This is a genomic window from Blastococcus sp. CT_GayMR20, assembly GCF_004570345.1.
Genome location: NZ_SPQM01000264.1, coordinates 1 through 3,485 on the forward strand (window position 1 = coordinate 1; position 3,485 = coordinate 3,485).

A 3,485-nucleotide genomic window follows, 5' to 3' on the forward strand; every position below is an offset into this window, starting at 1 on the left:
CCCGGGGTGTGGCGGGCCCGTCGCAACGCGGTGGTGGTCGTCGACGGCGCCACCCGGGTCGGCACTCCCCTCGCCGCGGTGCTCGCGGCGAGCGGGGTGGGCCGGGTGAGCATCACCGACGCGGGCGTGACCGGTGCGGGGGACGCCGTCGTCGGCGGGCTGAGCGCGGCGGACGAGGGGCGGCCCCGCGTCCTGGCGGCCGCCGACGCCGTCCGCCGGGCGAACCCGCTCACCGACCTGCGCCCCCTTCCCGCGGGCGCAGCGCCCGACCTGGTCGTGCTCGCGCGTCCGTGGGCCGCCTCCGACCCCCTCGTGGCCGGCCACCGGCGCGCCGGAGTGCCGCACCTCGTCGCCACCGTGCGCGGCGAGACCGGTGTCGTCGGTCCGCTCGTCGTGCCGGGGGCCACCAGCTGCCTGCGGTGCGGGGACCTGCACCGGCGGGACGCCGATCCCCGGTGGCCCCGGCTCGCCGCGCAGCTCACCGCGGCCGAGCCGCCGCCGAGCGGGGCCACCGTCACGTGCGTGCTGACCGCCGCCGTCGCGGCCCTGCAGGTGCTCGCCTTCCTCGACGGGACCGCCGCGCCCGCCGCGCTGGAGGCGACCCTGGAGCTGCGTCCGCCGGATCTCCTTCCCCGCCTCCGGTGGTGGCCCGCGCATCCCGCCTGCGACTGCGGAGCGCCCTCCGCCGTCGCCCGGGCGCCTGGTCCGGCCACCCTGCCGGGCGACGCAGCGGTGACTCCTGTGGGCACGGAGGACCCTCGGCAGGGGACAATGGGCAGCTGACGGAGCTCACCAGCTCAGCCGAGACGACACGGTGGCACCGCACGGGCGGACGACGCCGGCGAGGAGGACGCGTGAGTGACGACGGATCGGTGATGCCGCGGGGCTCGGTCTCCCGGACCGCCCGCCTGGCATCGCTCCCGCTCGGAGCTGCCGGACGCGCCACCCTGGGCTTCGGCAAGCGGCTGTCCGGGCGGCCGGCCGACGCCGTCACCGCAGAGCTCCAGCAACGGACCGCGGAGCAGCTGTTCGCCGTCCTGGGCCAGCTCAAGGGCGGGGCGATGAAGCTCGGCCAGACCCTCTCGGTCTTCGAGGCCGCGGTGCCCGAGGAGGTCGCCGCTCCCTACCGCGAGGCGCTGGTCAAGCTGCAGGAGGAGGCGCCGCCGATGCCGGTGCGCACCGTGCACGCGGTGCTCGCCCAGCAGCTCGGCGGCACGTGGCGGCAGCGTTTCAAGGAGTTCGACGACCAGCCGGCGGCGGCCGCCAGCATCGGCCAGGTGCACCGGGCGACGTGGCGCGACGGGCGCGACGTGGCGGTGAAGATCCAGTACCCGGGCGCCGGCACGGCGCTGATGGCCGACCTCAACCAGCTGGCCCGGTTCGCCCGCCTGTTCGCCGCCCTGTTCCCCGGCATGGACGTCAAGCCGCTGATCGCCGAGCTCAAGGCGCGGGTCGTGGAGGAGCTGGACTACGGGCTGGAGGCCGACGCGCAGCGGCAGTTCGCCGCCGCCTACGCCGGTGACGAGCAGATCGTGGTCCCGCGGGTGGTGGCCAGCGCCCCCAAGGTGATCGTGTCCGAGTGGCTCGACGGCACCCCGCTCTCGCGGATCATCGCCGAGGGGACCCGTGAGCAGCGGAACCGTGCCGGCCATCTGCTGGCCGTCCTGCACTTCTCCGCCCCGCAGCGCGCAGGCCTGCTGCACGCCGACCCGCACCCCGGCAACTTCCGGCTGCTGGAGGACGGCCGGCTCGGCGTCATCGACTTCGGGGCGACCGCCCGCCTGCCCGACGGACACCCCGAGCCGATCGGCCGGCTGCTGCGCTGGGCGCTGGCGGGCAAGGCCGACGAGGTGCTCGCGGACCTGCGCGAGGAGGGCTTCGTCCGGCCGAGCATGGAGGTCGACGCGCAGGGCGTGCTGGACTTCCTGCGGCCGATGCTCGAGCCGCTGGAGAACCCGCACTTCCACTTCACGCGGCCGTGGATGCAGGAGCAGGCCGCGCGCATCGCCGACCCGCGCCAGGAGGCGAGCCGGCTCGGCCGCCAGCTGAACCTGCCGCCGGCGTACCTGCTGATCCACCGCGTGACGATCGGCTCGATCGGGGTCCTCTGCCAGCTCGACGCGGCAGGCGACTTCCGCGGCGTCCTCGAGGAGTGGCTCCCCGGCTTCGTGGAGTGACTCCCCGCGCCGTCGGCGCTCCCGGCCCCGACCGATGAGATCCGGCCGTGTCGGGGGTCACTGACTCGTGAGCGTGTCCGGACGGGCCGCCGCGAACGACCTCGGAGGACCACCATGACGCAGTACCTGCTGTCCATGCCGCACGACTCGGCCGAAGAACCCACGATGGCGTCGATGGATCCTGCCGACTTGGCGGCCGCGCTGGCTGCGGCCGGCGCTTTCCTCGAGGAGCTGTCGGCGTCGGGCGCTCTGGTCTTCGCGGGTGGACTGCACCCACCGTCGACGGCGGTCACCGTCGACCACACGGGTGACGAGCTCGCTCTCGACGACGGGCCGTACACGCAGGCTCCGGAGTACCTCGGCGGCTTCTGGGTCGTCGAGGCACCGGACCGGGACGCTGCCGTCGCGTGGGCGGCCAAGGCGTCCAAGGCGCTCGGTGCCCGGATCGAGGTCCGCGCCTTCCAGGAGGTCCCGGCGTAGGCCGTCGGGCCCGAAGGCCGAGCATGTGCGCTGATCAGCAGTTCTCCGCCCAGGAACCGCTCACGTGCGCACATCGGTGCCGGCCGAGCGTGCCCCTGGGACGCCGTCCTGTCGACGGCTCCCAGGTCGGTCAGTTGGGCGAGGCCGGATCCGGACGCACTCGGGAGCGTCCGGACCCGGCCTCGGCTTCTGGGTAGGCGGGTGACCGGCCTGATCGGCCGGCTCCGCCGGGATGGCGCCGTCCCGAGGCTCGCCCCGAGCGGAGCGAGGGGTGCGGAGGACGGGGTCCTTGTCAGTAGACGGCGGCGCTGGCCCTCGCGGCGCGGCGGACCGCGCGCTCCGCGCGGCGAGCCGCTCGGTGGGCCAGGTAGAGCCGACGGGCGCGCGTGGCGGCCTCGGCCTGGGCCTGCATCTCGGTCATCCGAGCGCGGGCCAGTTCCTGCTCGAGCATGTTCATGGCAGTTCCTTCTCGATGGGTGTCCGGTCCCTCACCGCTGGATGAGGGGAATTCGTCTCGTCGGCTCACGCGGCCACGACCTTGCGAGGACGTCCCCGCGGCCGCTTCCGCGCGATGACCACGCCGCGCTCGAAGATCTCGCCGCCCCAGACGCCCCAGGGCTCGGCGCGGTCCAGCGCGCCGGCCAGGCAGGCGGTCCGGATCGGGCACTCGCTGCACAGGCTCTTGGCCTGCTCCAGCTGAGCCGGGCTCTCGGCGAACCACAGCTCCGGGTCCTCGACCCGGCACGGCAGGGGACGCCGCACCGGTGCAGGGCTCACCGGGGTGTGGGGCCGCCTCGGGGGAAACCCCCCGGTCCAGGGGAGCCCGGG

At 75.1% G+C, this 3,485-nt stretch carries 5 protein-coding genes; 3 read left to right on the forward strand and 2 right to left on the reverse strand.

Translation table 11 applies throughout. The annotated features are described in order from the left end of the window. The 3 genes from E4P40_RS27010 to E4P40_RS27020 form a co-directional block, all read left to right on the forward strand. On the forward strand, window positions 1-783 hold a 783-nt coding region (locus E4P40_RS27010), incomplete at its 5' end, for a ThiF family adenylyltransferase (protein WP_209305548.1). Window positions 784-854: 71 nt separating this feature from the next. Then, window positions 855-2,177 (forward strand): AarF/ABC1/UbiB kinase family protein, encoded by a 1,323-nt coding sequence (locus E4P40_RS27015; protein WP_245160622.1) that lies wholly within the window; start codon window positions 855-857, stop codon window positions 2,175-2,177. 114 nt (window positions 2,178-2,291) lie between these two features. Beyond that, window positions 2,292-2,657, forward strand: a complete 366-nt coding sequence (locus E4P40_RS27020; protein ID WP_135161376.1) for a YciI family protein — start codon at window positions 2,292-2,294, stop codon at window positions 2,655-2,657. 292 nt (window positions 2,658-2,949) lie between these two features. Here the strand turns inward: E4P40_RS27020 and E4P40_RS28410 are convergent, their stop codons facing one another. Next, window positions 2,950-3,114: a hypothetical protein gene (locus E4P40_RS28410; RefSeq protein ID WP_167762386.1), complete on the reverse strand. Its 165-nt coding sequence runs from the start codon at window positions 3,112-3,114 to the stop codon at window positions 2,950-2,952. Window positions 3,115-3,179: 65 nt separating this feature from the next. Further along, on the reverse strand, window positions 3,180-3,485 hold a 306-nt coding region (locus tag E4P40_RS27025; protein WP_280790664.1), incomplete at its 5' end, for a WhiB family transcriptional regulator.